This is a genomic window from Kitasatospora sp. NPDC054768, from assembly GCF_053612025.1.
The window spans coordinates 1-2,839 of the sequence record NZ_JBSHBN010000321.1 but is presented as its reverse complement, the minus strand read 5'-3'; the positions used below and the strand labels follow the sequence as shown (position 1 = coordinate 2,839).

At 76.5% G+C, this 2,839-nt stretch carries 2 protein-coding genes; both read left to right on the top strand.

The window, feature by feature from the left end; translation table 11 throughout:
• The first annotated feature begins 338 nt into the window (after positions 1-338).
• The gene (locus ACWGKU_RS40810) at positions 339-1,394 is read left to right on the top strand and encodes an LLM class flavin-dependent oxidoreductase (RefSeq protein WP_401054300.1); all 1,056 of its coding nucleotides are present in this window, start codon (positions 339-341) and stop codon (positions 1,392-1,394) included.
• On the top strand, positions 1,391-2,677 hold the full coding sequence (locus ACWGKU_RS40805; protein WP_452178293.1) for an LLM class flavin-dependent oxidoreductase: 1,287 nt from the start codon (positions 1,391-1,393) through the stop codon (positions 2,675-2,677). Before ACWGKU_RS40810 ends, ACWGKU_RS40805 begins: the two co-directional genes overlap by 4 nt.
• The last annotated feature ends 162 nt before the right edge of the window (positions 2,678-2,839 follow it).

The window sequence follows — 2,839 nt, the reverse complement described above, 5'->3', positions numbered from 1 at the left end:
GGGCCTTCGGCGTGCCCCGGCACCGCGGGCCGACGGAAACGGCGGTTGACGAACCGACGGACGCCCTGGTCAACTGAAGCGGTGAACGCCTCGTGCCCGCTGGTCACCCGCAGCCACATCGACTTCGGTCGCGTGTGGTCCGCGGCGTGTCGCGGCTGAGCTGACCGTTCCCCCGCCGCCGCCCGGCTGACGTCCCGCCCGGCGCCGGACCTTCCCCCCGCCCGCACGGGCTCCGCCCGCGGGCCGCCACCGCGCTCCGGCGTGCCCCCGCGCTCCCGTGCTCCCCGCACGGCCGCGCCGGCGCCCGCACGCGTCCGCACGAGGAAGTCAGGCTCACCATGCCCCGCCAGTTGCACCTGTCCGCCGCCCTCGACAGCCCCGGCCGCTTCGACGCCGGGCACTACGCCTACCTCGCCCGCCTCGCCGAGCGGGCCACCCTGGACTTCGTCACCCTCGACGACTCCTTCGCCGCCGCGCCGAGCCGCCCCGACGCGCTCGCCGCCCTCGCCCGGATCGCCCCGCTGACCGACCGGGTCGGACTGGTGCCGACCGTCACCACCACCCACACCGAGCCCTTCCACACCTCGATCTCGGTCAACACCCTGGACTGGGCGAGCGAGGGCCGGGCCGGCTGGCTGGTCGGCGTCTCCACGACCGAGGCCGAGGCCCGGGCCTTCGGCCGCCGCCCGGTCGGCGCCGAGGACGAGCTGTGGGCCGAGGCCGCCGACGCCGTCGAGGTGGCCGCCCGGCTCTGGGACAGCTGGGAGGACGACGCGGAGATCCGCGACACCGCGACCGGGCGGTTCATCGACCGCGACAAACTGCACTACATCGACTTCGAGGGCCCGCACTTCTCGGTCCGCGGCCCGTCCATCACCCCGCGCCCGCCGCAGGGCCGCCCGGTGGTCGCGGTGCCGGTCGCCGCCGCCGACCTCGCGCCGGACGCCTCCCCGGGCGGGCGGGCCCGGACCGCCGCCGCGATCCGGCACGCCGATGTCGTGCTGCTCGACGCCCCCGACCGCGCCACCAGGCTGACCGCCGCCACCGAACTGCGGCTGCGCGCCGGGGAGGGCCTGCGCATCCTCGCCCGGCTCGACACCGCCCTGTCCGCGCTGCCCGACCGGGCCGCCGACGAGCGGCTGCTCGCCGAACTCACCGCGACCGGCACCGGCGTGGACGGCTTCCACCTCTCCCCCGCCGACCCGCCGCGCGACCTGGCGGCGCTGGCCGACCGGATCGCCCCCGCCCTGCGCGCCGCGGGCCTGCTGCGCGCCGAGTACACCGGCCGCACCCTGCGCGACCACCTCGGCCTGGCCCGCCCGGCCAGCCGCTACGCCGCCCGCCCCGCCGGCGCCCCCGCCGCTTCCCCCGCCCTCGCCGAGGTGACCCGATGACGGACCGACCGCTCAAGCAGATCCACCTGGCCGCGCACTTCCCCGGCGTCAACAACACCACGGTGTGGAGCGACCCGGCCTCCGGCAGCCACATCGAGTTCTCCTCGTTCCGCCACCTCGCGCAGACCGCCGAACGCGGGAGGTTCGACTTCTTCTTCCTCGCCGAGGGCCTGCGGCTGCGCGAGACCAAGGGCCTCATCCACGACCTCGACGTGGTCGGCCGCCCCGAGTCGATCACCGTACTGAACGCGCTCGCCGCCGTCACCGAACGGCTCGGCCTGGCCGCCACCGTCAACGCGACCTTCAACGAGCCGTACGAACTGGCCCGCCGCTTCGCCTCGCTGGACCACCTCTCCGGCGGCCGCGCGGCCTGGAACGTGGTCACCTCCTCGGACGCCTTCACCGGGGAGAACTTCCGCCGCGGCGGCTACCTGGACCGCGCCGACCGCTACACCCGCGCCGCCGAATTCGTCCAGCTGGCACGGGAGTTCTGGGACGCCGGGGACGAACCCGCCCGGCACCGCGGCCCGCAGTTCGAGGTCGAGGGCAGACTCTCGCTGCCGCGGCCGCCGCAGGGCCACCCGGTGGTGATCCAGGCCGGGGACTCCGACGAGGGGCGCGAGTTCGCCGCCGCCACCGCCGACGTGGTCTTCTCCCGGCACTCCACCCTCGCCGACGGCCAGGCCTTCCACACCGACGTCAAACGCCGGCTCGCCGCGTACGGGCGCAAGCCGGACGAGCTGAAAATCATGCCCGGGGCCACCTTCGTCCTCGGCGACACCGACGCCGAGGCCGCCGAACGGGCCCACGGGATCCGCCGGGCCCAGGTCGGCCCGCAGACCACGATCGCCTTCCTGGAGCAGGTCTGGGGCGTCGACCTGTCCGACCACGACCCCGACGGACCGCTGCCGACCGTCGACCCCGACCCGGACAGCGGCCTGGTCCAGGGGCGGGTCCGGCACGCCGACCCGGTGGCCCTCGCCGAACGGTGGCGGGCGGTGGCCGCGGAGAAGAAGCTGACCAGCCGCGAGCTGGTGATCGAGCTGACCGGCCGGCAGTCCTTCATCGGCTCGCCCGCCACCGTCGCCGCGCAGATCGACCACTTCGTGCAGAACGACGCGGCCGACGGCTTCATCCTCGTCCCGCACCTCACCCCGGGCGGGCTGGACGAGTTCGTCGACCGGGTCGTACCGCTGCTCCAGGAGCGCGGGGTGTTCCGCACCGACTACACCGGCCCCACCCTGCGGGACCACCTCGGACTGCCGGCGCCCGGGCGGCGCTGACGATCCGTCGCCCGGCACCCGGGGGGCCACCCGGCCGGCCTCCCACAGCCGAGTGACCCACCGGGCCGCCGCGACCGACGCCGGTGACACGGCCGTGGGGGGGGCGGCGCGGGGCCCCCCCCCCGCGGCCGCCGCCCGGGCGGGGGGGGGGGGGGGCGCGGG

Coding starts and splice junctions, on each gene's coding strand:
- ACWGKU_RS40810 (WP_401054300.1), top strand. CDS start 339: ATGCCCCGCCAGTTGCACCTGTCCGCCGCCCTCGACAGCCCCGGCCGC.
- ACWGKU_RS40805 (WP_452178293.1), top strand. CDS start 1,391: ATGACGGACCGACCGCTCAAGCAGATCCACCTGGCCGCGCACTTCCCC.